20 protein-coding genes are annotated in these 24,101 nt (G+C 63.3%); 5 read left to right on the top strand and 15 right to left on the bottom strand.

The window, feature by feature from the left end; all coding sequences use genetic code 11:
* Positions 1–11: 11 nt before the first annotated feature.
* Positions 12–656 carry a TetR family transcriptional regulator C-terminal domain-containing protein gene (locus ACQKPZ_RS04570; protein ID WP_391129797.1) on the bottom strand — a complete coding sequence of 215 codons (645 nt, stop codon included), beginning with the start codon at positions 654–656 and terminating at the stop codon, positions 12–14.
* Positions 657–753: 97 nt separating this feature from the next.
* On the opposite strand from ACQKPZ_RS04570, the gene ACQKPZ_RS04565 reads away from it, so the two are divergent.
* The gene (locus ACQKPZ_RS04565; protein WP_427535811.1) at positions 754–1,500 is read left to right on the top strand and encodes an enoyl-CoA hydratase-related protein; all 747 of its coding nucleotides are present in this window, start codon (positions 754–756) and stop codon (positions 1,498–1,500) included.
* A gap of 454 nt (positions 1,501–1,954) precedes the next feature.
* Here the strand turns inward: ACQKPZ_RS04565 and ACQKPZ_RS04560 are convergent, their stop codons facing one another.
* Genes ACQKPZ_RS04560 through ACQKPZ_RS04550 form a run of 3 tightly spaced genes read right to left on the bottom strand, consistent with a single transcriptional unit; the run spans position 1,955 to position 6,109 of the window.
* On the bottom strand, positions 1,955–3,010 hold the full coding sequence (locus ACQKPZ_RS04560; RefSeq protein ID WP_427535810.1) for a lipocalin-like domain-containing protein: 1,056 nt from the start codon (positions 3,008–3,010) through the stop codon (positions 1,955–1,957).
* Entirely contained in the window at positions 3,000–5,444 is a 2,445-nt protein-coding gene (locus ACQKPZ_RS04555) for an FtsX-like permease family protein (protein ID WP_427535809.1), read from the bottom strand. Before ACQKPZ_RS04555 ends, ACQKPZ_RS04560 begins: the two co-directional genes overlap by 11 nt.
* Positions 5,444–6,109 carry an ABC transporter ATP-binding protein gene (locus ACQKPZ_RS04550; protein ID WP_427535808.1) on the bottom strand — a complete coding sequence of 222 codons (666 nt, stop codon included), beginning with the start codon at positions 6,107–6,109 and terminating at the stop codon, positions 5,444–5,446. The genes ACQKPZ_RS04555 and ACQKPZ_RS04550 overlap by 1 nt, the downstream gene beginning before the upstream one ends.
* Positions 6,110–6,336: 227 nt before the next feature.
* Between ACQKPZ_RS04550 and ACQKPZ_RS04545 the strand changes: the two genes are divergently transcribed.
* Both ACQKPZ_RS04545 and ACQKPZ_RS04540 read left to right on the top strand, forming a co-directional pair.
* Positions 6,337–7,404, top strand: a complete 1,068-nt coding sequence (locus tag ACQKPZ_RS04545; protein WP_391129815.1) for a Rieske 2Fe-2S domain-containing protein — start codon at positions 6,337–6,339, stop codon at positions 7,402–7,404.
* A 12-nt stretch (positions 7,405–7,416) separates the two neighbouring features.
* Positions 7,417–8,367 (top strand): PDR/VanB family oxidoreductase, encoded by a 951-nt coding sequence (locus tag ACQKPZ_RS04540; RefSeq protein WP_427535807.1) that lies wholly within the window; start codon positions 7,417–7,419, stop codon positions 8,365–8,367.
* Positions 8,368–8,373: 6 nt separating this feature from the next.
* On the opposite strand, the gene ACQKPZ_RS04535 is transcribed toward ACQKPZ_RS04540, so the two are convergent.
* The 3 genes from ACQKPZ_RS04535 to ACQKPZ_RS04525 all read right to left on the bottom strand — a co-directional run bounded on the left by ACQKPZ_RS04535 (position 8,374) and on the right by ACQKPZ_RS04525 (position 11,975).
* Positions 8,374–9,087, bottom strand: coding sequence for a GntR family transcriptional regulator (locus tag ACQKPZ_RS04535; protein WP_427535806.1), 714 nt, complete (start codon positions 9,085–9,087; stop codon positions 8,374–8,376).
* A 190-nt stretch (positions 9,088–9,277) separates the two neighbouring features.
* Positions 9,278–10,531 carry an OprD family porin gene (locus tag ACQKPZ_RS04530; RefSeq protein ID WP_427535805.1) on the bottom strand — a complete coding sequence of 418 codons (1,254 nt, stop codon included), beginning with the start codon at positions 10,529–10,531 and terminating at the stop codon, positions 9,278–9,280.
* 103 nt (positions 10,532–10,634) lie between these two features.
* On the bottom strand, positions 10,635–11,975 hold the full coding sequence (locus ACQKPZ_RS04525) for an MFS transporter (RefSeq protein ID WP_427535804.1): 1,341 nt from the start codon (positions 11,973–11,975) through the stop codon (positions 10,635–10,637).
* Positions 11,976–12,546: 571 nt separating this feature from the next.
* Here ACQKPZ_RS04525 and mrdA point away from each other — a divergent pair.
* Positions 12,547–14,442, top strand: coding sequence for a penicillin-binding protein 2 (mrdA, locus tag ACQKPZ_RS04520; protein WP_427535803.1), 1,896 nt, complete (start codon positions 12,547–12,549; stop codon positions 14,440–14,442).
* Between the two features lie 114 nt (positions 14,443–14,556).
* Here mrdA and ACQKPZ_RS04515 read toward each other — a convergent pair whose 3' ends face one another.
* The 7 genes from ACQKPZ_RS04515 to ACQKPZ_RS04485 all read right to left on the bottom strand — a co-directional run bounded on the left by ACQKPZ_RS04515 (position 14,557) and on the right by ACQKPZ_RS04485 (position 21,427).
* Positions 14,557–15,948: an amino acid permease gene (locus ACQKPZ_RS04515; RefSeq protein WP_427535802.1), complete on the bottom strand. Its 1,392-nt coding sequence runs from the start codon at positions 15,946–15,948 to the stop codon at positions 14,557–14,559.
* A gap of 122 nt (positions 15,949–16,070) precedes the next feature.
* Positions 16,071–16,418, bottom strand: a complete 348-nt coding sequence (locus ACQKPZ_RS04510) for a RidA family protein (protein WP_300022126.1) — start codon at positions 16,416–16,418, stop codon at positions 16,071–16,073.
* 50 nt (positions 16,419–16,468) lie between these two features.
* Complete coding sequence (locus tag ACQKPZ_RS04505) at positions 16,469–17,185, bottom strand: ABC transporter ATP-binding protein (RefSeq protein WP_427535801.1); 717 nt, start codon at positions 17,183–17,185, stop codon at positions 16,469–16,471.
* The gene (locus ACQKPZ_RS04500; protein ID WP_391129837.1) at positions 17,182–17,955 is read right to left on the bottom strand and encodes an ABC transporter ATP-binding protein; all 774 of its coding nucleotides are present in this window, start codon (positions 17,953–17,955) and stop codon (positions 17,182–17,184) included. The genes ACQKPZ_RS04505 and ACQKPZ_RS04500 overlap by 4 nt, the downstream gene beginning before the upstream one ends.
* Positions 17,952–19,199, bottom strand: a complete 1,248-nt coding sequence (locus ACQKPZ_RS04495) for an ABC transporter permease subunit (RefSeq protein WP_427535800.1) — start codon at positions 19,197–19,199, stop codon at positions 17,952–17,954. The genes ACQKPZ_RS04500 and ACQKPZ_RS04495 overlap by 4 nt, the downstream gene beginning before the upstream one ends.
* A 10-nt stretch (positions 19,200–19,209) precedes the next feature.
* Positions 19,210–20,148 (bottom strand): branched-chain amino acid ABC transporter permease, encoded by a 939-nt coding sequence (locus ACQKPZ_RS04490; protein ID WP_201205212.1) that lies wholly within the window; start codon positions 20,146–20,148, stop codon positions 19,210–19,212.
* Positions 20,149–20,278: 130 nt separating this feature from the next.
* A complete protein-coding gene (locus ACQKPZ_RS04485; RefSeq protein ID WP_391129844.1) occupies positions 20,279–21,427 on the bottom strand; it encodes a branched-chain amino acid ABC transporter substrate-binding protein in 1,149 nt (382 codons plus the stop codon).
* Positions 21,428–21,751: 324 nt separating this feature from the next.
* Between ACQKPZ_RS04485 and ACQKPZ_RS04480 the strand changes: the two genes are divergently transcribed.
* Positions 21,752–22,477, top strand: coding sequence for a FadR/GntR family transcriptional regulator (locus ACQKPZ_RS04480; RefSeq protein WP_391129847.1), 726 nt, complete (start codon positions 21,752–21,754; stop codon positions 22,475–22,477).
* Between the two features lie 124 nt (positions 22,478–22,601).
* Here ACQKPZ_RS04480 and ACQKPZ_RS04475 read toward each other — a convergent pair whose 3' ends face one another.
* Positions 22,602–24,050 (bottom strand): NAD-dependent succinate-semialdehyde dehydrogenase, encoded by a 1,449-nt coding sequence (locus tag ACQKPZ_RS04475; RefSeq protein WP_427535799.1) that lies wholly within the window; start codon positions 24,048–24,050, stop codon positions 22,602–22,604.
* Between the last annotated feature and the right edge of the window lie 51 nt (positions 24,051–24,101).

Here is a 24,101-nt window from a genome sequence, read left to right as displayed (position 1 = left end):
TGAACAGGCGATCAACAGCCCTCGGGCAGGCTGAAGCGGCGCCGACCGCCGGCTTGCAGGCCATCGACCCAGGCCTCGCAGATAATCACGCCCTGCTCGGGGGTGAAGGTGCCGGGGTTGAGCCCCGACTCCAGCCACAGGCCGTCGAGCAAGGCGCTGAGGCTGATGGCGGCGAGGTCGGCGTCGAAGCCCTGCCAGCCCTCATCCGTGGCCAGTTCGGCCAGCAGCTGGCTGAGTTCCTTGCGGTACTCGCCATAGGAATGGTCATGCACCTGGTTGATGGCATCAGCGGTTTTCACAGCCCCCCAGAACGCCAGCCAGGCGTCAAGCAGTTGCGGGTCGAGCAATTCTGCGCAGAAGGACGCGCGAAAAAACGCCGACAACCGCTCGCGGGCATTGGGCGCAGCCTGGGCCATGGCTTCGCGCAACAGGCCCATCACCCGGCCGGTAACGGCCAGGTAGGCCTCGGCCACCAGTTCGTCCTTGCCGGCGTAGTGGTGGCTGATCAGCCCGACCGAAACCCCCGCCTCGGCCGAGATCTTGCGAATCGAAGCGCCCTGAAAGCCATGGCGCTTGAGGCACACCAGGGTCGCTTCGACCAGGTTGGCTTTGCGCAATTGCGGCAGCATGCGGTGGTAGCGGGCTTCCTGGTTCATCGACGGCTCTCGGTTCAAGGCTGGACTGAACGACTGTACAACAAGCAGGACTGCGTGATAAACCCATGCCCTGCCCACAACAATAAAAGCGGCTGCCATGAACGACCCGATCACACGCGAACTGGACCAAGGCCTGCTGACCCTGGCTTTCAACCGCCCCGACAAGCTCAATGCCCTGAACACGGCCATGTACCAGCAACTGGGCGACCTGCTGTTGGCGGCCAGTGAAGACCCGAACGTAGAGGCCATCATCATCACCGGTGGGCCGCAATGCTTCACCGCTGGCAACGACCTGCGCGACTTTCTCGACAACCCGCCCAACGACCTGGACAGCCCGGTGTTTCGCCTGATGCGGGTGGTCATGGGGCTGGACAAGCCGCTGATCGCGGCGGTCAGTGGCGCGGCCATCGGCATTGGTGCCACCTTGTTGTTGCATTGCGACCAGGTGCTGGTCAGCCGCTCAACCAGGTTGCGCATGCCTTTCGCACCGCTGGGTGTGTGCCCGGAGTTCGGCTCCAGCCTGCTGCTGCCGCGCATGCTCGGCCAGGCCCGTGCGGCCCGCCTGCTACTGGGCAACGAGCTGCTGAATGGCGAACAGATGGTGGCCTGGGGGTTGGCCAATGAACTGCATGAGGATGGCGAACAGTGCCTGGCTGCTGCACAGCGGGTGGCACGGCAGCTGCAAAGTTACCCGCAGGCGGCACTGCGCATCAGCAAACAGTTGCTCAAGGACAGCCAGCGGGCCGAGCTGGAGGCGACGGTGGCGCGGGAAAGCCGGTTGTTTATCGAGTGCTTGCGCACAGAAGAGGCTCGGACGGTGCTGCGAGGGCTGGTCAAGGACTGAACTGTGGGTTGCCGGGTGCTCGCCATGGCATCTTCAGCGCCTGTGAGATCGAGCGCCGCCCGCGCGGCGCATCGCGAGCAAGCTCGCTCCTACATTTGTTTCGGGCCAGTAACACCTGTGCCAGGTGCGCGCGACCGCCTTGTTCGTACGACGCGATATCGAGCCATGCGCCAAAGCGTTCGCGCGCAAATCCCACAGGAATGATTGGCCCGAAACAAATGTAGGAGCGAGCTTGCTCGCGATGCGCCGCGCGGGCGGCGCTCGGTCTCACAGACGCTGAACATGCCGAGGCCAACCCCTGTCAGCCCTGATGCGATCTCTGTGTATGTTCACCCACGAACACCGCCGCAGCCCATGCCATGCACCGCGTTGCTTGCTTCGCGGGTAAACCCGCTCCCACAGAATGTACGACTCGCTGGAGAGATGTGTCTCCAGCAGCAGACAGGGGCGAAGGTTAATACCCCGTCATCTCCAGATACCCGCGCCCACCCGTACTCCCTGTCAACCGCACCGGCCCTTCCCAGTACGGAAATCGCGTATCCATCCATGCCTGGGGTTGCACTGCGTCAACTTGCAAATCCACACCATGCTCCGGTACCTGTACCCGCCAACGTGTCGGCACCCGCTTGCCATTTTTTTGAGTTACCCAGGCCAGTGCGTGCATCTGGATCTGCACCGCTTCAAGCGCTACAACCTCACCCTGCGGCCCCATCCAGGTACCCGCCCGATACGCCTCACCCTGCGCCTCTCGCACCTGGAACAGCATCAGCTTGGCACCACTGTCCAGATGAAGCGAAAACCAGTCCCAACCCGTTTGCCCGGCGGCCAGCGGCTGACTGCTCCATTCACGATCGAGCCAGGCCTGGCCCGTGACCGCGATGCACATGCCATCACGCTCCACTTCCCCGCGCACACGGTAAAACGGCTGGCTGTAATAGTAAGAGGCCTGCCCCTTGCCGGACTTCTCGCTGTAGCCCTGATCGCCATGCAGCACCAAGGGCCGATCACTGCCCAGCCGCAAGTCGTAGCGAAAACCTGCGCCCCCGGCGACCATGTGCAAACGCTCGATGCCAGCCCCGCCCTGCAACGCCCAGTCATTGATCCACGCCCGGAACGGCTGGGTCTGCACACCGGCCTGGCCGATACCACCGCGCGCCAGGGTTTCGCCAGACTGGTGCCCACCCGGGCCGGTCAAAGCCGCGTGCCCCATCCACACGTTCGGGCTGTTCCAGTCGGCGGTTTCCGGGCCGGTGCGCAGTGCCGAGCGGAACAGCGTCCACTGCGCCCCCCAGTCACGGCCTTGGGCATCCTTGAGGTTGGCGGTGACGTACCACCACTCGATGCGAAAACCCTCGTGCGGGCCGTGGTCACGCGGGAACGCCAGGCGATGCTCGCGGGTGACCTGGTTGAACCCGCCTGCCTGCTGCCCAAGCCCGGCATAGCCTTGTGGTGCCGGTTGGTCACAGGCACTGAGCAGGCCGCACAGTAACCACCACGCACTACGCTTCATCGGCAAACGGCCTCAACAGTTCGCGGGGCTGGCCGCGCGCCAGTTGCCACAACGGCCAGGCGCTGGCCAGCAGGCTGGTAAACAGGCCCAGCACAGCCAGCTGCACCAGTTGCGCAGGGAACACGTAGAGCGGCAAGCGCCAGCCGAACGCCTGCACATTGACCACCGCCACCAGGCACCAGGCCAGCAACACCCCCAACGGGATGGCCAGCAATACCGTGAAGCTGCTTAGCATCAGCGTTTGCCCCAGGCTCAGCCACACCAGCCGCCTGCGCGGCACGCCCAGCGCCCACAGTGGTGCCAGCTGGTGCAGCCGGGTCTGGCCCAACGTCAGCAGGTTGATGAACAGCGCCACGCCGGCCACGCCAAGCGTGAGGCTGTTCAGCGCGGCTGTGGCGGCGAAGGTACGGTTGAACACGTCGGTAGACCAGCCTTTCAGGCGTGCCTGCTCTACCACGCGGCTGTCGTCCAGGCCGAAGTGCTGTTGCAATGCAGCCTTGGTGACGGCCACCTGGTCGGCGGGCAGATCAACGCTCAACCCGTTCAGCATCGCCTGTGGCCAATGAGCACGCAACCAACCGGCATTCACCAGCACATGGCCCTTCGGGTTGCCGTAGTCGGCATAGATCCCGACCACCGTCATGGCCTGCGAAGGCAGCGCCAGGCGGTCGCCCAGATGCAGCTTCAAGCGCCTGGCCAATTGCTCACTGAGCATCACGGCCTGCCCGCTGGCCAGTTGCGCCCAGGCGTGAGGCTGCTGCTCAAGCAACGGCCAACGTTTCAGGTAGATGGGGTGATCGACGATGCCCTGGACCTGCACCGGCCAACCCTGTAATCGGGTTTCAACACGCCAGCCAGGCAACACCGTGCTCACGGTAGGTTGCTGGCCGAGCCATTCGGCAATCTGCAAACCTTGGGCAGTATCCCGGGGGGTGACATACAGGTCGGCAGACAGGCGCATGTCCAGCCAGCCAATAAACGTCTTGCGAAAGCCCTCGGTCATGCTGCCCACGCCAACACTGGCCGCCAGTGCCAGTAACAGGGCCATAAGCGCAAGGCTCAGGGCCGGCAGTTGCTGGCGGCAATCGGCGACAAACCATTGTGCCAAGGGACGCTGGCAATACCGCGTCAAAACACCCAGCACCCGGTCGAGCAACGCCGGCAACAACAGCGCCGCCGCCAGCAATAGCCCAGCCAGCATGGCAAACGCGCTGGTCAGGCTGTTACCCAGCGCGCCACAGGCCAACGCCAGCAGCAATAGAAAACCCGCTACGCAGGCCTGGCGCCTCAACCACGGCCCCTGCGCCAACCGCCAGGCCTGAGGTTGTGCCAATGCCATTAATGGCAGCCGGGCTGCACGCAACACGCTGCCAAACCCTGCCAGCAATGCACCCAGCACGCTCACCAGTACACCCGTCAGCCACCAGCCTGCGGGCAAGTTCAGCGTGCCGGCAACCTGGGCGCCATAGAGGCCACGCAAGCTGGCGGCCACATCAGGCAACAACCACGCGGCCAGCCCATACCCACTGACCACACCGGCCAACCCACCCAGCACGGCGAACAGGCCCAGCTCCAGCATCAAGGCACACAGCAGGGTTTTCAAGCTCACCCCACAGGCACGCAGGTTGCGGATCAGGCCACGGCGCTGCTCCAGTGCCAGGCCGATGGCGGCATGAGCGATGAACAGGCCAACAACGAACGCCAGCAGGCCAAGGGCGGTCAGGTTGAGGTGAAAACTGTCGGTCAGCCGCTGCAAGCCACCCTCGTCCTGCGGCGGCTGTAATTCGAGCAAGGGCGCGATCGCAGCGGGCAGCGGCCCCGGCGCGCCGGCCAGCAGCAACCGCGACAACTGCCCTGGCGCGTGCAGCAAGCGCTGGGCATGGCCGATGTCGACAATCATTACACCGGGCGCCAGCGCAGGTTGAAGCACCAAGGGGGGAAGCTGTTGCCCTTCGCTGTCGCGCAGTGGACCTGCGCCCAATTGGCGCCAGGTATCCGGCCCTACCCAGGCTTGCCCGGGTGAGCCGATGAATGCCTGCAAATCGAATGCTTGCGGCTGCACGCCCGCAATGCTGCTGGCCGGCGGCAGGCTCAAGGGTTCGATGCCGATCAGCCGCATGCTACGTGCCGGTTCACCCGGCAAGCGCAGGCGCCCCTCCAGTACCGGTGTCACAGCCCACCCCTGCCTGCGCAACTGCACATACAACCCCTGGTCGAAGCGCTCGCCATTGCGCGGCAGCAGTTGCGCCTGCATCGGCCCTGCGAGTACGGCACTGGCCCGGGCATAGTCACTGCGTGCCTGGCTGTTCAGCGCCTGTACGCCCGTCCACAGCGCCGTGGCCAGCCACAGCCCGGTAAATATGCTGACAAACTGCACCCGATGGCGCCGCCAATGGCTGAGCAACGCCAACACGGCCAGCGATAAAAGCCTCATCAGCCCTGCCCTGGCTGAATGCGGCCGGCTTGCAGGTAGCAACGCTGCTGCAAGCGTGCCGCCAGCCGTGGGCTATGGGTCACCATCAGCACACCACTGCCGGCCTCGGCGACCAGTTGCAGCAGCAGGCTCAGCACCTCATCACTGCTGGCTTCGTCAAGGCTGCCGGTAGGCTCATCAGCCAGTAGCCACGCCGGGCGCCCGGCCAACGCACGGCCGATGGCGACCCGCTGCTGCTGGCCGCCGGACAACTGTTCCGGATAGCGCCCCAGCAAATCCGCCAGGCCCAGGCGCTCTGCCAGGTAGGCCAACCAACGCCGGTCATGCCGGCCGGCCAGCCTTGCCTGGAATGCGAGGTTTGCCGCCACGTCCAGGCTGCTGATCAGGTTGTATTGCTGGAACACCAGGCCAATGCCCTCTCGCCGCCACTGCGCCAACGCGGCTTCCGAGCGGCTGTCGAACGGCGTGCCATCGATCAGGATGCGGCCACTGTCGGCACGGTCCAGGCCGGCGACCAGGTGCAGCAAGGTGCTCTTGCCGCTGCCCGACTCGCCCATCAGCGCCAGGCTGCTGCCGCGGGCCAGGTGCAGGTTGACGCCCTGTAGTACCGGGAGCGGGCCTTGGGGGGTGGGGAAAGATTTGTGGAGGTTTTCGATGGCGAGCATCGATGGGCCTTGGTGGGTGGTGGGTCTGTTTAGGAATAGCAGGTTCGGGAAGGTACGGGTCAAAGGCGGTAAGGAAGACCATGGTAACGCCCCAACAATGGATCCATAGATGATCCGATAATCGCCCACAACATCAGGTAGGTTGGATTTTACGATTGACCAAGTACATTGGCGACGGCTCTAATGGATCCATTAAATAAAAACAAAACCCCGGAGAGCCTCCCCCCATGTACCCCAAAAACACCTGGTACGTAGCCTGCACCCCCGACGAAATCGCCACCAAGCCCCTGGGCCGGCAGATATGCGGCGAGAAGATCGTGTTCTACCGCAGCCACGAGAACCGCGTAGCCGCCGTAGAGGACTTCTGCCCACACCGCGGCGCACCGTTGTCGCTGGGCTATGTCGAGGACGGCAACTTGGTATGCGGCTACCACGGCCTGGTGATGGGCTGCGATGGCAAGACTGTGTCGATGCCGGGCCAGCGGGTACGGGGTTTCCCCTGCAACAAAACCTTTGCCGCCGTCGAGCGCTATGGCTTCATCTGGGTCTGGCCCGGCGACCAGGCGCAGGCCGACCCGGCGCTGATCCCGCATCTGGAATGGGCAGTCAACGATGAGTGGGCCTACGGCGGTGGGCTGTTCCATATCGGCTGCGACTACCGCCTGATGATCGACAACCTGATGGACCTGACCCACGAAACCTACGTGCACGCCTCCAGCATCGGCCAGAAGGAAATCGACGAAGCGCCACCAGTCACCACCGTTACCGGCGACGAGGTGGTGACTGCCCGGCACATGGAAAACATCATGGCCCCGCCCTTCTGGCGCATGGCCTTGCGTGGCAACGGGCTGGCCGACGATGTGCCGGTGGACCGCTGGCAGATCTGCCGCTTCACCCCGCCCAGCCACGTGCTGATCGAGGTAGGCGTGGCGCATGCCGGCAAGGGTGGCTACCACGCGGATGCGCAGCACAAGGCGTCGAGCATCGTGGTGGACTTCATCACGCCGGAAAGCGACACCTCGATCTGGTACTTCTGGGGCATGGCGCGCAACTTCGCGGCGCAAGACCAGGCGTTGACCGACAACATCCGTGAAGGCCAGGGCAAGATTTTCAGCGAAGACCTGGAGATGCTGGAGCTTCAACAAAAGAACCTGCTGGCCTACCCCGAGCGCAACCTGCTGAAGCTGAACATCGATGCCGGTGGCGTGCAGTCGCGCAAGATCCTGGAGCGGATCATCGCCAAAGAGCGTGCGCCGCAGCCGCAACTGATCGCCACCAGCGCCACCCCTGCCTGAGGAGAAACCGACATGATCGATGCCGTAGTGGTTTCCCGTAACGATGAGGCGCAGGGCATTTGCAGCTTCGAACTGGCAGCAGCGGATGGCAGCCTGCTGCCGGCGTTCAGCGCGGGGGCGCATATCGATGTGCACCTGCCTGACGGGCTGGTGCGCCAGTATTCCTTGTGCAACCACCCCGAAGAGCGCCACCGCTACCTGATCGGCGTGCTCAACGACCCGGCCTCGCGGGGTGGCTCACGCAGCTTGCACGAGCAGGTGCAGGCCGGCGCGCGCCTGCGTATCAGCGCGCCACGCAACCTGTTCCCGCTGGCGGAAGGGGCGCGGCGCAGTGTGCTGTTTGCCGGAGGTATCGGGATTACCCCGATCCTGTGCATGGCCGAACACCTGGCACAACGCGGTGGGGATTTCGAACTGCACTACTGCGCCCGCTCAAGTGAGCGTGCTGCCTTTGTCGAGCGCATTCGCAAGGCACCTTTCGCCGACCGCCTGTTCGTGCATTTTGACGAGCAACCGGAAACGGCCCTGGACATTGCACGGGTACTGGCTGACCCACAGCAGGATGTACACCTGTACGTGTGCGGGCCGGGTGGCTTCATGCAGCATGTGCTGGACAGTGCCAGAGGCCTGGGCTGGCAGGAGGCTTGCCTGCACCGGGAGTACTTTGCCGCAGCACCCGTGGATGCCAGCAACGATGGCAGCTTTTCGGTACAGGTCGGCAGCACCGGCCAGGTGTTCGAGGTGCCAGCCGACCAGACGGTGGTGCAGGTGCTGGAACAGAACGGTATCGAGATCGCCATGTCATGCGAACAGGGCATTTGCGGCACTTGCCTGACGCGCGTGCTGCAAGGCACGCCGGATCATCGCGACATGTTCCTGACCGAAGAGGAACAAGCGCTGAACGATCAGTTCACGCCCTGCTGCTCGCGCTCCAGAACGCCGCTGTTGGTGCTGGATATCTGAACCGGCCTACGACGAGGGCAGGATGACCTTCATGCCCTCTTCCACCGTTGCCCCACCAAAGGTTTCGGCATAGCGCAGGGTGGCGTTGGCGTGCTCGCGCATGATGGCTTCGGCACGGGCGCCCTGGCGGTTGACCAGGGCATCGAATGCCGCGTGATGCTGCATGTGCGCAAAGTTGAAACGCCGATATTCGCGGGCCAGGTTGTGGCGGTCCACTGCCAGGGCGGTGACCGAAGCGAATGGCAGGTGGTCGTTACGCGCCAAGGCGTCTGCAATGGCCGGGTTGCGGCTGGCCTCGATGATGACCTGGTGAAAGCGCATGTTGAGGTCGTGGTAGGCCTGCAGGTCTTCTTCGGTGACAAAGCCTTTGTCGAACAGCTGGTCGCCTTCGACCAGGCAGCGTTGCAGCGCCTCGCGGGCTTGGGCTGACAGGCCACGCTCTGCGGCCTGGCGGGCAGCCAGGCCTTCCAGTACGCCGCGCACCTCGACTGCACCGGCGATGTCATCGGCACTGACCGAGCGCACCTGGAAGCCCCGGCCACCAAAGCGTACCAGCAGGCCTTCCTGCTCAAGGGTGCGAAACGCCATGCGCACGGGCATGCGTGACACACCGAACAGTTCAGCAGTGGGGACTTCCATCAAGCGCTCGCCGGCCGCCAGCTCGCCCGAGGCGATCATCTTGCGCAACGCGACCAGCACCATTTGACCAGGCTTGCTCATCCGGGCTACTTCCAGGGACATGAGCGGGCATCTTAGCGTATGGCGGGGTGCATGGCACCGGCTGCGCCGGTGTTCGCGGCGGTTCGACGCCTCGACAAGCCCGCTCCCACAGGATCGCGGGTAACCCAGGGTAAGCCTGGACCCTGTGGGAGCGGGCGCGCCCGCGAAGAAGGCGACGCGGTGCAAGCTTTTATAGAGACAGCGGGTAGCTCACAATCAACCGGGTCTGATCAAAATCGCTGTTGAAACTGCGCCGGTTGGTCGCGTTGTTCAGGCGGATGTTAAGGTCCTTCAACACCCCACTCTGGAAGGTGTAGTTCACCTCGGTATCGCGCTCCCATTCCTTGCCATTGCGGCCTGCCGCGGTGGTGGCATTCTCCCCATGCCCATAACGCACCATGGCCAGCAGCCCTGGTATACCCAGCGCAGCAAAGTTGTAGTCGTATCGGGCTTGCCACGAGCGCTCGTCAGCGTTGCTGAAATTGCCGTTGAACATGTCGTTGCCCAATGTCCGGCCGCTGCTGCCGTACACCGACATCCACTGGCTGTCGCCACTCACCTTCTGCAACCCCAGGTACAGCGTGTGGCCACTGTGCGAGGCCGAGAGCAATGCATAGCCGGTGCGGCTCTGGATATGGCCGATGCGGGCCTGGCCGTCGTCCCGGTCGATGAAATAGCCCAGGTTGGCGCCTAGCGTCCACCCACCTACCCGCTGGCTATGCAGAAGGTTGAAGTAGCTTTGCTGGTAGATATCTTCAAGCTGCGAATGCCAGGCGCCGATCAGCGTGCGCTGCTGGTTGAAGCGGTATTCGGCGCCGGCATAGGTGAAACCGTCCGAGGTCACACCGGGCGCAGCCCAGGCAGAAAGGTCCTGCATGTCGGACGAGTTGCGCAAGCTTACCTCGCGGTATTGGCCGGCTTGCAGGCTCAGGCCTTCGATCTCCCGCGAGTCCAGCATCGCGCCACGGAATGTCTGCGGCAACAGGCGGCCATCGTCGTAACGCAGCAATGGAATGTCCGGCAGCAGTTCACCCACCTTCAGCTCAGTGGCCGAAATGCGTACCTTCGCCGCCAGCCCGGCGCGCCCATAATCGTCGGCCGCACGCCCGTCATCGTGCACCGGCAGCAGTTCGGAACCGCTGGCGCCACGGCCGCTGTCCAGCTTCACACCGAACATGGCGATGCCGTCCAGGCCAACACCGATCAGCCCAGGGGTGTAGCCAGAACTGAACTTGAAAATGAAACCCTGGGCCCACTCTTCGACCTTGCCCTTGGCCGCCCCCGGGTCACGGAAATCGCGGTTGAAGTAGTAGTTGCGCAGGGTCAGCCCGGCCTTGGCATCCTCCAGGAAGCCGCCCTCCCCGGCCCAGGCAGGCAAGCCCAGGCCAAGCGCCAGCGATACCGCCAGGGCCGAACGGGCCGGTGTGCAGGTTGTGTGCAGCATTATTATTGTTCTCCGCTTTTCATAGGCGCAGCCGGCCGCCGCAGGCCAACATGGGCCTGCGGCGGCAAACTGCATTCAGGTACCCGGCCAGGCCGGGCGGCACTTACTGGCTCAGTGCTTCGGCAGGTGCAACGGGTGTTGGCCTGGCCATTGGCCGAAGCAGCAGCAAGCAGCCTGCGGCCAGCACGAAGACACTGGCGAACACCCCGTACAGGTGCAGGGGTTGCCAGCCGCCATCCAGCAACACACCGGCCACGGTCGGCGAAAGGATGGCGCCCATGCGGCCGATGCCAATGCCCCAGCCCACGCCGGTGGCGCGTACCGAGGCGTCATAGACCACAGGCGACAGTGCATACAGGCCGGCCACGCAACCGTTGGAGAACAACCCGATCAGCAGCCCCAGTGCCAGGGCGGCACTGACCGAAGCGCCATTGGCCACGAACAGCACCAGCAACGCCGCCGTGATCAGCATGAACAACGCCAGCACACGCGTGAGTGGCCAGCGCGAGGACAGGCCACCGATCAACGCCGCGCCAAGGATGCCGCCGACACTCAACAGCACCCCGCCGGTGATGCCCTGCTGGGCCGACAGGCCGGCGGCCACCAGCAGCTTGGGCGTCCAGCTCATGACAAAGTAGAAGCCGAACATGACCAGGAAGAACAGCAGCCAGATCACCAGCGTGGTACGGCGCATGGCCGGTGCCAGCAGTTGCCGGAAGCCGCTGGCAGCGCCCTGCGCCCTGGCAGTGGCTGTCGGCAGCTGCGCGAGGGCCGGCTGACCGAGGCGCATAGCCAGGCGGTTGACCCGCGCCAGTGCATTGGCCGGGCGGCGCGCCAGCAGGAAGTCCAGCGACTCAGGCAACCACAGCAGCACCAGCGGGATCACCAGCACAGTGACAACGCCGCCAAACAGGAACACCGAGCGCCAGCCCCAATGCCCCAGCAACCACACCGCCAGCAAACCGCCCAGCGTCGCGCCCAGGGCATAACCGGTTGATTGCAGGCTCACCGCCAGGCCACGCCAGCGCTTGCTGGCATATTCACTGGCAATCACGTTGCTGCTGGCCAGGATGCCGCCGATGCCCAGCCCGGTCAGGCCACGCAGCAGCGCCAGTTGCAACGGGGTCTGGCTCATGGCCGAGAGCAGCATGCCGATGCCGGAAAGCGCCAGGCACAACAGGATCAGCGGGCGCCGACCAAAGCGGTCGGCCCACGGAGCAATGAACAACGACCCGGCCGCCATGCCGAACAGGCCGGCGCTAAGCAGCAGCCCCACCTGCGCGCCGTTCAGGCCCCACTCGGCAGACACCGAGGCGGCGGTGAAGGCCATTACCAGCACGTCGAAGCCATCGATCATGTTGAGGACAATGCAAATACCAATGGCCAGGCACTGGAAACGGCCCATCGGGTCGTTGTCCAGGCGTTGCTTGAGATCGGTATTCATGGCGTCACCTGCTGGCCCAGGCTGGCCAAAGGTGGAAGGACAGATGCGCACGCGCAGGCAAAGCGGAGGGAACGTCGACGGTTCCGTGCCCCTGGATAGCCATTCATGACTTGGACCCTTTTTGTAATTGTTATCGCATACGGCTGGAGGGCTCCGGCCGTTGTCAGGCGCTAATCAACCAGATAATGGATCCACAAACAACAAGGGACGCTTATCCAAGCGGTAGGTAACACGCATCCAAGATGTGATAAATCAAAGATAATAAGTATTTATTGATAATATTCAGCCAGTTACAAAATTAGCATCTCATTCAACTTCTGTTCGTTTATCGAACACTTACATTTCATGGATCCACAAAAAATACAATGCATCAGGCCTTTCCCTCCATGACAGCGCCGCCATGAACAAATCTTCATGTTCGCCGCCAGCGCCCTGAATACGCGGCAGACAGCCACTGCCGCCCCACCGGCAACCATCACCCGCCTTGAGGCTGCGGTAGGTGTTGCGTAGCATCCCCGGCCCGATCGCGCGCCCGTACAGCCACCGCGATAGCTGCAGAAAAGAGCTACCAATGCCACAACCCATCCCCCTCAAGGACCACGAAAAGGAAAAGCACCTGGTCAACCGCCGGCTCCTGGCCTGCGCCGCCCTGGTGTTCAGCCTGTGTGCCGTGCTGGTGGGGCGGCTGTATGTATTGCAGGTGCTGCAGCATGACCAGCAAACCGCGGTATCGGAAAACAACCGCGTACACGTGCTGCCCATCGCCCCCGAACGCGGGCTGATCTACGACCGCAACGGTGTGGTGCTGGCCGACAACAAACCCAGCTTCGACCTGACCATGACCCGCGAGCGGGCCGGCGGTGATTCGGCCAAGGTACTCGACACCCTGACCCAGGTACTGGGCCTGACCGAGGACGACCGCAAGCAGTTCGACAAAGACCTGCGCCGTGGCCGCAAGCCCTTCGAACCGGTAACCCTGATGGTGGGCCTGAGCGAAGAGCAGATTGCCCTGGTGGCGGTGAACCAGTTCCGCCTGCCGGGCCTGGAGGTGGAGCCGCAGTTCATCCGTGAGTACCCGCTGGCCGGGCATTTCGCCCACTCGGTGGGCTATGTGGGGCGTATCAACGAGAAAGAAGCCAAGGCCCTCGACAGCACCGAGTACCGCGGCACCCAGTCCATCGGCAAGACCGGTATCGAGCACTTCTACGAAAGCCAGCTGCACGGCCACGTAGGCTATGAGGAGGTCGAGACCAACGCCCAGGGCCGGGTGATGCGCGTGCTCAACCACAAAGACCCGACACCCGGGCAAGACATTGTCCTGACCCTGGACGCGCACTTGCAGGTGGCCGCGGAAAAGGCGCTGGGCGACCGCCGTGGCTCGGTGGTGGTGCTGGACCCGGCCAATGGCGATGTGCTGGCGATGGTCAGCAACCCCAGCTTCGACCCCAACCTGTTCGTCAAGGGCATCAGCTTCAAGCAATACGCCGAGCTGCGCGACTCCATCGACCGCCCGCTGTTCAACCGCGTACTGCGCGGCCTGTATGCCCCAGGCTCGACGGTAAAGCCGGAAGTGGCCATTGCCGGCCTCGACAGCGGCGTGATTACCCCGGGGAGCCGGGTGTTCGACCCGGGCTATTACGAGCTGCCCAACTATGACCACAAGTACCGCAACTGGAACCGCAGCGGCGATGGTTGGGTGGACATGTACACCGCCATCATGCGTTCCAACGACACCTATTTCTACGACCTGGCACACAAGCTGGGCATCGACCGCCTGCACGACTACATGGCCGAATTCGGCCTGGGCCAGAAGGTGTCGCTGGACATGTTCGAAGAAGCGTCCGGGCTGATGCCGTCAGCCCAGTGGAAGCGCGCCACCCGGCGCCAGGCCTGGTTCCCGGGGGAGACACTGATCCTGGGCATCGGCCAGGGCTACATGCAGGTCACCCCGCTGCAACTGGCCCAGGCCACCAGCCTGCTGGCAAGCAAAGGTGTGTGGCACCGCCCGCACCTGGCCATGACCGTGGGCGGCGCTGCGCCGGTCGACCCCAACCCGATGCCCAACATCGTGCTGCACGACAAACACGCCTGGGACCAGGTCAGCCAGGGCATGCAGATGGTCATGCACGACCCGCGCGGTATCGCCCGTGCGGCGGCGGCGGGTGCGCAGTACCGGATTGCCGGCAAGAGTGGCACCGCGCAGGTCGTGGCGATCAAGCAGGGTGAGCGTTACAACCGCAACAAGACCCTGGAACGGCACCGCGATAATGCCCTGTTTGTGGGCTTTGCCCCGGCTGACCACCCGAGTGTGGTGGTGGCGGTAATGATCGAGAACGGTGAGGCTGGGGGACGCGTGGCGGGGCCGGTGGTGCGGGAGGTGATGGATGCTTACCTGCTGGATGAGCAAGGGCATTTGAAGCCTGAGTATGCGGGCGGTGCAAATGCCCGGAGCGTGCCGCACACTTAGGTTTTTTGGGGCCGCTTCGCGCCCCATCGCGACACAAGGCCGCTCCTACAGGGATCGCGTACCCCTGTAGGAGCGGCCTTGTGTCGCGATGGGCCGCAGAGCGGCCCCAGGGTCTCAATCCCCGTACACCACCCTGCCCGCCATGCCCAGCTGCCGCCGGGTCACACACACCAGCAGGATGAACCCGGTCACCCCCGCCGTCATCAAGGCCTCATAACGGTAGGCATCACTGACCAGCATATACCCCAGCACCAGCAAGATGGCACCAATGACCAGCCAGGTCAGCCATGGGAACAACCACATCTTGAACGCCAACTCAGTACCTTCACGCTCGGCCCGTGCGCGCATGCGCAGCTGGGACACGGCAATCACCAGGTAAACCAGCAAGGCAATGGAGCCTGTGGTCGACAGCAAGAAGCTGAACACCTTCCCCGGGAACACATAGTTCACCAGGCAACCCGCGAACCCCGCCAGCGTCGACAACAGCACCGCCGCCACCGGCACACCGCTGCCCGATACACGCCGGGTAATCGGCAACGCTTCACCGCGCGCGCCCAGCGAATACAGCATGCGTGAAGCGGTATACAGCCCGGAGTTCATGCAACTGGTTACCGCCACCAGCACCACCAGGTCGACCATCAGTTTGGCGCCGGGCACGTTGAGCACTTCCAGCACCCGCTGGAACGACCCCACCGTTTTCAACGCCGGGTCATTCCAGGCAACCAGCGACACCACCAGGAAGATCGACGCCAGGTAGAAAATGGCAATGCGGTACACCACCAGGTTGGTGGCGCGGCGGATCTTCTCCTTCGGGTTGGACGTTTCGCCGGCTGCGATGGTGACCACCTCTGCGCCGAAGAAGCAGAAGATGGTAATCAGCACGCCACCCAGTACCGCCCCCCAACCGTTGGGCACAAAGCCGCCATTGGCCCACAGCTGGCTGACGCCGGACACCTTGGCCAGCGGCCAGGCACCGAACACAGCCATGCCACCCACCACGATGAAACCGATGATCGCCAGCACCTTGACCAGGGCGAACCAGAACTCGAACTCACCGAAGTTTTTCACGCTGACCAGGTTGCTGCATGCCAGCACCGCCATGATCAGGAACGCGAACAGCCAGGAAGGGATCGACGGGAACCAGGCGTGCAGGATATCCGCGCCGGCAATGGCCTCGACGGGGATGATCAGCACCCAGAACCACCAGTACAGCCAGCCGATGGTAAACCCGGCCCACGGCCCGATGGCCTCGCCGGCATAGGTGGAAAAGGACCCGCTGTTGGGGTTGGCCACGGCCATCTCGCCCAGCATGCGCATCACCAGCAGCACCAGCAGCCCGGTCATGGCGTAGGAGATGAGGATGGCGGGGCCAGCGGAGGCAATGGCGTTGGAAGAGCCAATGAACAAACCGGCACCAATGATGCCGGCGATGGAAATCATCGAGACCTGGCGAGAAGTCAGGCCATGCTGGAGGGAACGTTGTTTTTTCGGTTGGGACGACGTCATCTGAAACCTTCGATCAGCTTCGCCGCAGCACGGGCTGCGGCGAGCCTTCTTATCATTGTGTTCGGCGAAACCCGGTGGATCGCAGTGACTGTAAACGTGCGGGGCGCATTGTCAGGCGCGCTTCAAGCTGCGGCGGTGATGATGATTTCAACCAGCATGCCGGGCTTGGCCAGGCGCGCCTGGGCACTGGAGCGTGCAGGTGCGTGCTCTTTCACCAGCCAGGCGTCCCACACCTTGTTCACCTCATCGAAGTCACGGAAATCGTCCAACAGCAAAATGGCATTCAGGATGCGGGTCTTGTCGCTGCCCGCCTCGGCCAGCAGGCGGTCAATCTTGGCCAGCACTTCACGGGTTTGCGCCGCAGCGGACTCGCCGGGTGTGGCAACCTGGCCGGTCAGGTACACAACACCATTGTGTTTGACGGCATGGTGAATACGGGTGTCGAACCCATAACGCTCGATATCGCTCACTGCATATCTCCAGATAAATACTTCAAATGTGCTTGCTGGGGCCTCGGGGGTTATTCGCCGAGGTAGGCCTTTTTCACTTGATCGTCGTGCAGCAGCGTCTTTGCACACCCTTCCAGGGTGATGCGCCCACCATCGATGACGTAGGCGCGCTGGCAGGTCTGCAGCGCAAGCCGGGCGTTCTGCTCCACCAGCAACAGGGTCACGCCACCCTTGACCACCTCGACGATGGTCTCGAAGATTTTCTGCACGATGATCGGCGCCAAGCCCATGGACGGCTCATCGAGCAGCAACAGCTTGGGGCGGCCCATCAGCGCACGGGAAATGGCCAGCATCTGCTGCTCCCCGCCCGACATGGTCCCGGCCAGCTGATATGCACGCTCCTTCAACCGCGGGAAGATGCCGTACATGCGCTCGATGTCGGCGCCAATGGCGTCCTTGCCGTCACGCCGGGTAAAGGCGCCCATCTCAAGGTTTTCGTGCACGGTCAGCTTGGGGAAAATGCCCCGCCCTTCTGGCACCAGTGCCAGGCCTTCGCGAATCAGGTCATGGCTTTTGATCACCGCGTGGGCCTTGCCATCGAAGGTGATGTTGCCGTCGCTGGGCTTCAGCAGCCCGGCCAGGGTCTTCAGGGTGGTAGTCTTGCCGGCACCGTTGGCACCGATCAGCGCCACCATCTCGCCCTGGCCCACTTTGAGGTCGATGCCCTTGATCGCCTGGATCGCGCCATAGGACACCTTCAGATCATTCACTTCCAGAATGTTGCTCATGCCACAGCCTCCGCGCCCAGGTACGCCTCGATCACTTTGGGGTCCTTGCGCACATCCGCCGGCAAGCCGTCGGCGATCTTGCGGCCGAATTCGAGCACCGTGATGTGGTCGCAAAGGCCCATAACCAGCTTCACGTCGTGCTCGATCAACAGCACCGTCTTGCCATCAGCCTGCATTTTGCACATCAGTTGGCGCAGGCCTTCGGTTTCCGAGGCATTCATGCCCGCTGCCGGCTCGTCCAGGGCAATCAGCTTGGGCTCGGTTGCCAGGGCCCTGGCGATTTCCAGGCGGCGCTGGTCACCGTAGGACAGGCTCTTGGCCAGCTCACCGGCCAGGTGGCCGATACCAACGTAATTCAGCCAGTAACGGGCGGCCTGGCGGATCTCGCGCTCTTCACGCACACAAGCCGGGGTGCGCAGGATGGCGCCGAACACACCACTGCGGGTGCGCACGTGGCGGCCGATCATCACGTTCTCCAGGGCGGTCATGTTGTGGAACAGGCGGATGTTCTGGAAGGTGCGCGAAATACCGGCCTCCACCACCTTGTGCGGTTTGCTGATGCGCAGCGGTTTGCCGTCGAACATCACCCGCCCCTGCTCGGCCTTGTACAAGCCTGTGAGCACGTTGAACAAGGTGGTCTTGCCCGCGCCGTTAGGGCCGAGCAGGCCGCGGATCTCACCGCGACGAATGCTCAGGTCGATGCCGTGCAGCGCCTGCAGGCCACCAAAGAACTTGCTCACCTGATGCAGTTCGAGAAGTACGTCGCTCATGCTTTGTCCGCCTGTTTGGCCGGGTATTCGAAGGAGGCCTCGGTGGCCGGCGCCTGCACTGTAGTGCTGAGTGCTGCCGGCACCGGCGCAAGCTCCGGGTCGCTGTCGTGCAGTTCGGCACGGCGGCGGTCTGACGGCCACAGGCCTTCAGGGCGAAAACGCATGACCAGGATCAGCGCCAGGCCGAACACCAGCATGCGCAGGGTCGAGGCATCTAGCACGTTGCGCAGGATGTCGCGGCTGATGAAGGTGACGTTGTCCATCACCCAAGGCTGAATCCAGTTGACCAGGTCGCGGAACAGCTCTGGCATCACCGACAGGATCAGCGCCCCCAGCACCACGCCGCGGATCGAGCCCATGCCGCCGAGCACCACCATGGCCAGGACCATGATCGATTCCATCAGGGTGAACGACTCAGGGCTGACAAAGCCCTGGTAGCTGGAGAACAGCACACCGGATACGCCACCAAAGGTTGCGCCCATGGCAAACGCCAGCAGCTTGAGGTTGCGCTTGTTCAGGCCCATGGCCTCGGCCGCCACTTCATCCTCGCGCAGGGCCATCCAGGCGCGGCCGATGCGCGACACTTCCAGGCGTTTGGACAAAACGATGCAAAGGATGACGATGAACAGGAAGAACAGGTAGTAGCTGATCACCGGCGATACTTGCAGGCCAAACAGGCTCCAGCTTTGCTGCAAAGACAACAGCGGCGCCGCGCCCTCGCCCGGCAGATGCATCCATGCCCCGCCGTCCACATGCAGCGGTGCGATGCTGCTGATGCCCTGGGGGCCATTGGTGATGTTCACCGGCTGGTCCAGGTTGTTCATGAAAATGCGGATGATTTCGCCGAAGCCCAGGGTGACGATGGCCAGGTAGTCACCGCGCAGCTTGAGCACCGGCGCCCCGATCAACACCCCGCAGATGGCAGCCGCAATCGCCGCCAGCGGAATGATCACCCACAGCGGCCAGTCCATCACCATTTGCGTCAGCCCCGCCAGTTGCAGGTGCGGCGAGGCCAGCAACGCATACAGGTAGGCACCAATGGCATAGAAGCCGATGTAGCCCATGTCGAGCAGGCCGGCATAACCAATGACGATGTTCAGGCCTAGCGCCAACAGCACGTAAAGCATGGCAAAGCCAAGAATGCGCACCCAGGTGGGGCCCAGCATCGGGATGGCCTCGATGATGAACGGCAAGGCAATGAAGCCGAGGATCAACAGCAGGTATTGGGTCTTGAGGTTTTTCATCGCGGGCTCCTCAGGCACGGTCGGCCTGGCGTTCGCCAAGCAGGCCGTTTGGCCGGAACAGCAAGACCAGGATCAACACCGCAAAGGCAAAGATGTCCTGGTAGTTGGCACCCAGGAAGCCACCGGTGAGCTGCCCGGTATACCCCGCCGCCAGCGATTCGATCAGCCCCAGCAGCAGGCCACCGGCCATGGCGCCGAACAGGTTGCCAATGCCACCCAGCACCGCGGCCGAGAACGCCTTCAGGCCCAGCAACAGGCCCATGTAGGCGTCCGCCTGGCCGTAGTTGACGGCGCGCATGACGCCGGCAATGGCGCCCAGGCTGGCGCCGATGAGGAAGGTGGCGCTGATCACCCGGTTGATGTTGATACCCATCAACCCGGCCACTTCCTGGTTTTGCGCGGTGGCGCGCATGGCCTTGCCCAGGCGGGTCTTGTCCACCAGCAGCCACAGGCCAAGCATGATCACCACGGCAATCAGCATGATCGACAGCTGCACATTGGTGATGGTGGCGCCGAACACATCCACCGGCTGGGTTTCGACCACCTCGGGGAAGGTTTTGTAGCCGCGCCCCCAGATCATCATCGCCAGGTTCTGCAGGGCAATGGAAATGCCGATGGCAAGAATCAGCGGGGTCAGCCGCGGGGCTTTGCGCAAGGGCCGGTAGGCGTACTTTTCCATGCCCTGAGCCAGCAGCATGCACACCACCACGGCAGCCATGATCGCCAGCAGCAAGGTGATGATGCCGGGCGCAAAGCCTGCACCGGCGAGCATCGTCAGTACCGAAATGGTCACCATGGCGCCGACCATCACCACCTCGCCATGGGCGAAGTTGATCAGGCCGATGATGCCGTAGACCATGGTGTAGCCCAGGGCTACCAGGGCATAGATACTGCCCAGCACCAGGCCGTTGAGGACCTGTTGCAACAAGATATCGAAATTACCGTCCACGCGCTGAATCCTCGAAACTGCGTTGTCGTCGACGCGCGGCGTTGCAGCGCCACGCGACCGACAGGCCTGGCAGGTGGGAAAAGTCTTCTTGTTATGTTGCGGGCTTGCGCCCGCTTGTTATGGGTAGAACTCAGTCGCGCTCGACCGACAGGGTTTTCCAGCCACCGTCGGCAAACTGGAACACGGTCGCCGCCGGGTTTTTCAGGTTGCCCTGGTCATCAAAGGCAATGGTGCCGGTAACACCGTCGTAGCTCTGGCCCTTGAGCACCGGCAGGTAGACTTTGGGGTCGTCGGAGCCGGCCTTGACCATGGCGTTGATCGCCGCCCAGGTGGCGTCATAGGCAGCCGGTGAAGACTGCACCACGCCTACGCCGAACTTGTCCTTGAGCTTCTGCTCGAACGCAGCGCCCTTGGGCATGTCCTGCAACGGCGTGCCGTAGTTCCAGGCGTAGGTGCCTTCGGCGGCACTGCCGGCCATTTGCTTGAACGAGTCGTTGGGCAGGTTGCCGATGTTCATGAAGCGCGCCTTGAGGCCCAGGTTCTTCATCTGCTTGGCCATTGGCGCGGCCTGGTAGTCGAGCGCAGCGAAGAACACCGCGTCGGCCTTTTGCGCCTTGGCAGTGGTGAGGATGGCGTTGAAGTCGGTGGACTTGTCGTTGGTGTATTCGCGCACCACGACGTTGCCGCCTGCCGCCTTGACCGCCTTGGTCACTTCATCGGCCAGGCCCTGGCCGTAAGCGGTACGGTCGTCGAAGATGGCAATGCGCTGGGCCTTGAGCTGGCTGACCAGGTAGTTGCCGGCATAGCGGCCAAGGGTGGCATCGTCGTTGACGGTACGGAACACCGAAGTGATGCCCTGGCGAGTCAGCGTCGGGTTAGTGGCCGATGGCGAGATCTGCGGGATGCCGGCGGCGGCGTAGATCTTCGAGGCGGGGATGCTGGTACCGGAGTTGTAATGGCCGATCACCACCGCCACTTTCGAGTCCACCAGCCGTTGCGCAACCGCAGTGCCGGTGCGCGGGTCGGCGACATCGTCCTCGGACACCAGCTTGAACTGGGCCACCTTGTCACCGATTTTCAGTTGCTGCTGGTTAGCCTCTTCGACGGCAATCTGAATGCCATGCTCGACGTCCTGTCCCTGGTGTGCCGATGGGCCGGTCAGGGGCCCGGCAAAGCCGATCCTGACAATTTCACTGTCCGCTGCGTGCGCCGCCCCCATGGCTATCAGCAAACCTACCGCGGTCGCGAGGGCTGCACGCCCTCCCTTATTGTTATTCATGCTCAGCTCCCAGTAGTAATTGGACGAACCTCGACATCGCTTACCGCATGCGAATTGGCCGGAACGCCATCGCACTTGTAAGATAACAGTCAGCAGGCAACTGTCAATGGGTGTATGCTGAAGGCGTTGTTAAATTTTCTGTAAGCACGCGTGGAGGCCCGTTCGTGGGCAAGCCCGCTCCCACAGGTCAGATGTTTGATAACATATGCCGACAACATCACCGCTGGTTGGCTACGGATCCCGCCGCAAGGGGCACGAGGGCTGCGCGCAACCTGCCGGAGAATCAACCGTGATGAGCCAATCAGTTTCAGGAGCAACTTTTCTATGAATGCGTCGTTAGGCACGCGTCGCGCCAACCTGGCGGAAACCGTGATCCAGGAGCTTTCCAGCCGCATCGACAACGGCACCTACGGCCCGGGCGACAAGCTGCCGTCCGAACAAGAGCTGTGCAAGGAATTCAACGTCAGCCGCCCCGTCATCCGCGAGGCCGTTGCCTCGCTGCGCCTGGGCGGGCGCCTGATCGCCCGCCAGGGCGTGGGTGTATTCGTGGTCGAGCAAGACGTCAAACGCATCGGCTTTGCCATCGACAGCGTGGTGGATGACGTGCGCGCCGCTGCGCAGATCCTGGAGCTGCGCCTGGGTATCGAGGCCGAGTCGGTGGCGCGCGCCGCCGAGCGGCGCAGCCCGGCCAGCATGGCGGCGATCACCGAGGCGTTCGACCGGTTCAACTCGCTGGACGGCGCTTCGCAAGAGGAAGAAGCCAAGGCCGACTTCGAGTTCCACCTGGCCATTGCCCGCGCCACCAACAACCCGCACTTCACCCAACTGCTGGAAGCACTGGGGCCGGACATCATCCTCGACCTCAACCTCAAGCATGGCCAGGTGACCGGCAAGAACCGCCAGGCGCACATCAAGAAGATCGGCCGTGAGCACGGGGCGATCCTGTCGGCGATCAGCATGGGTGATGTGAACAGTGCACGCACGGCGCTGCGCAAGCACCTGGAAGAAAGCCTGTCGCGTTACCAGCGGTTGCTCGACAGCAAGGCCTGATCGTTATGCCTGCACTGGCCCCTTCGCGGGCACGCCCGCTCCCACAGGTGTCATGCATACCCTGTGGGAGCGGGCGCGCCCGCGAAGAGGCCTGCCGAGCCAACATCAGTGGTTCAGATGAACATCAAAGCCCCACGCACACGTACTTGATCTCCAGGTAATCCTCGATCCCGTAACGCGACCCTTCCCTGCCCAGCCCGGATGCCTTCACGCCACCAAACGGCGCAACCTCGGTAGCAACCACCCCGACGTTGATACCCACCATCCCGTACTCCAGCGCCTCGGACACCCGCCACACGCGCCCGACATCCTGGGTATACGCATAGCAGGCCAGGCCGAACTCGGTATCGTTGGCCTGGGCGATCACTTCCTGTTCGGTGCTAAAGCGGAAGATCGGCGCCACCGGCCCGAAGATTTCCTCACGGGCCACGCGCATGCCCGGGGTAACATCGGCCAGCAAGGTGGGCTCGAAGAACGCCTCACCCAGCGCATGCCGACGCCCACCCGTCACTATCCGCGCACCCGCCTCGACCGCCTCACCCACCAGCTGCTCCACACCACTGGCCGCACGCCCGTCGATCATCGGCCCTACCTGCGTCCCCGCAGCATCGCCCTGCCCTACCACCAGTTCACCGACACGCTCGGCAAACCGCGCCACAAAGCGCTCGTAGATACCGTCCTGGATATAGAAACGGTTGGCACATACACAGGTCTGCCCGCTGTTGCGGAACTTGGCGATCAGCGCGCCTTCCACGGCCTTTTCCAGGTCGGCATCGTCGAACACGATAAACGGGGCATTGCCACCCAGCTCCATGGTGACCTTCTTCACCGTCGCCGCCGATTGCTGCAGCAGCTGGATGCCGATAGGCGTGGAGCCCGTGAACGACAGCTTGCGCACCACCGGGCTGGCGGTCAGTTCGCCACCAATGGCCGCAGAATCGCCGGTGACCACGCTGAGCACGCCCGGCGGAATGCCAGCGCGCTCAGCCAGCACACACAAAGCCAGGGCGCTGAACGGCGTTTGCGATGCCGGTTTGAGTACCAGCGTGCAGCCAGCGGCCAGTGCCGGCGCAGCCTTGCGGGTAATCATCGCCGCCGGGAAGTTCCACGGCGTGATCGCCGCACACACGCCTATCGGCTCTTTGGTGACGATCAGCCGGCGGTCGGCATTGGGCGATGGAATCACATCGCCGTAGATACGCTTGCCCTCCTCGGCATAGAACTCCACGTAGGCAGCAGCAAAGGCGATTTCACCGCGGGACTCGGCCAGCGGCTTGCCCTGCTCGGCGGTCATGATGCGCGCCAGGTCTTCCTGGTGGGCAAGGATTTCGCGGAACCAGGCCTGCAACCTTGCAGCGCGTTCCTTGGCCGTCAGCGCACGCCAGGCCGGCAAGGCACGCTCGGCAGCGGCGATGGCGCGGCGGGTTTCTTCAGCGCCCATGCGTGGCACGTGGCCCAGCACAACGCCCGTGGCCGGGTTGGTCACGGCAATGCGCTGACCACTGTCGGCCGGCTGCCATTTTCCGTCGATGTAGCAAACTTCACGCAGCAGATCGTGATCGGCAAGATTCATGTCGATTGGCTCGTTCGAAGACAGTAAAAAAGGTGGGGCCAGACCGCGCCC

The sequence above is a fragment of the Pseudomonas sp. NPDC089547 genome, from assembly GCF_050280665.1.
Taxonomy (GTDB): domain Bacteria; phylum Pseudomonadota; class Gammaproteobacteria; order Pseudomonadales; family Pseudomonadaceae; genus Aquipseudomonas.
The sequence above is the reverse complement of the archived record's forward strand: the minus strand, read 5'-3'. Positions and strand labels throughout refer to the sequence as shown.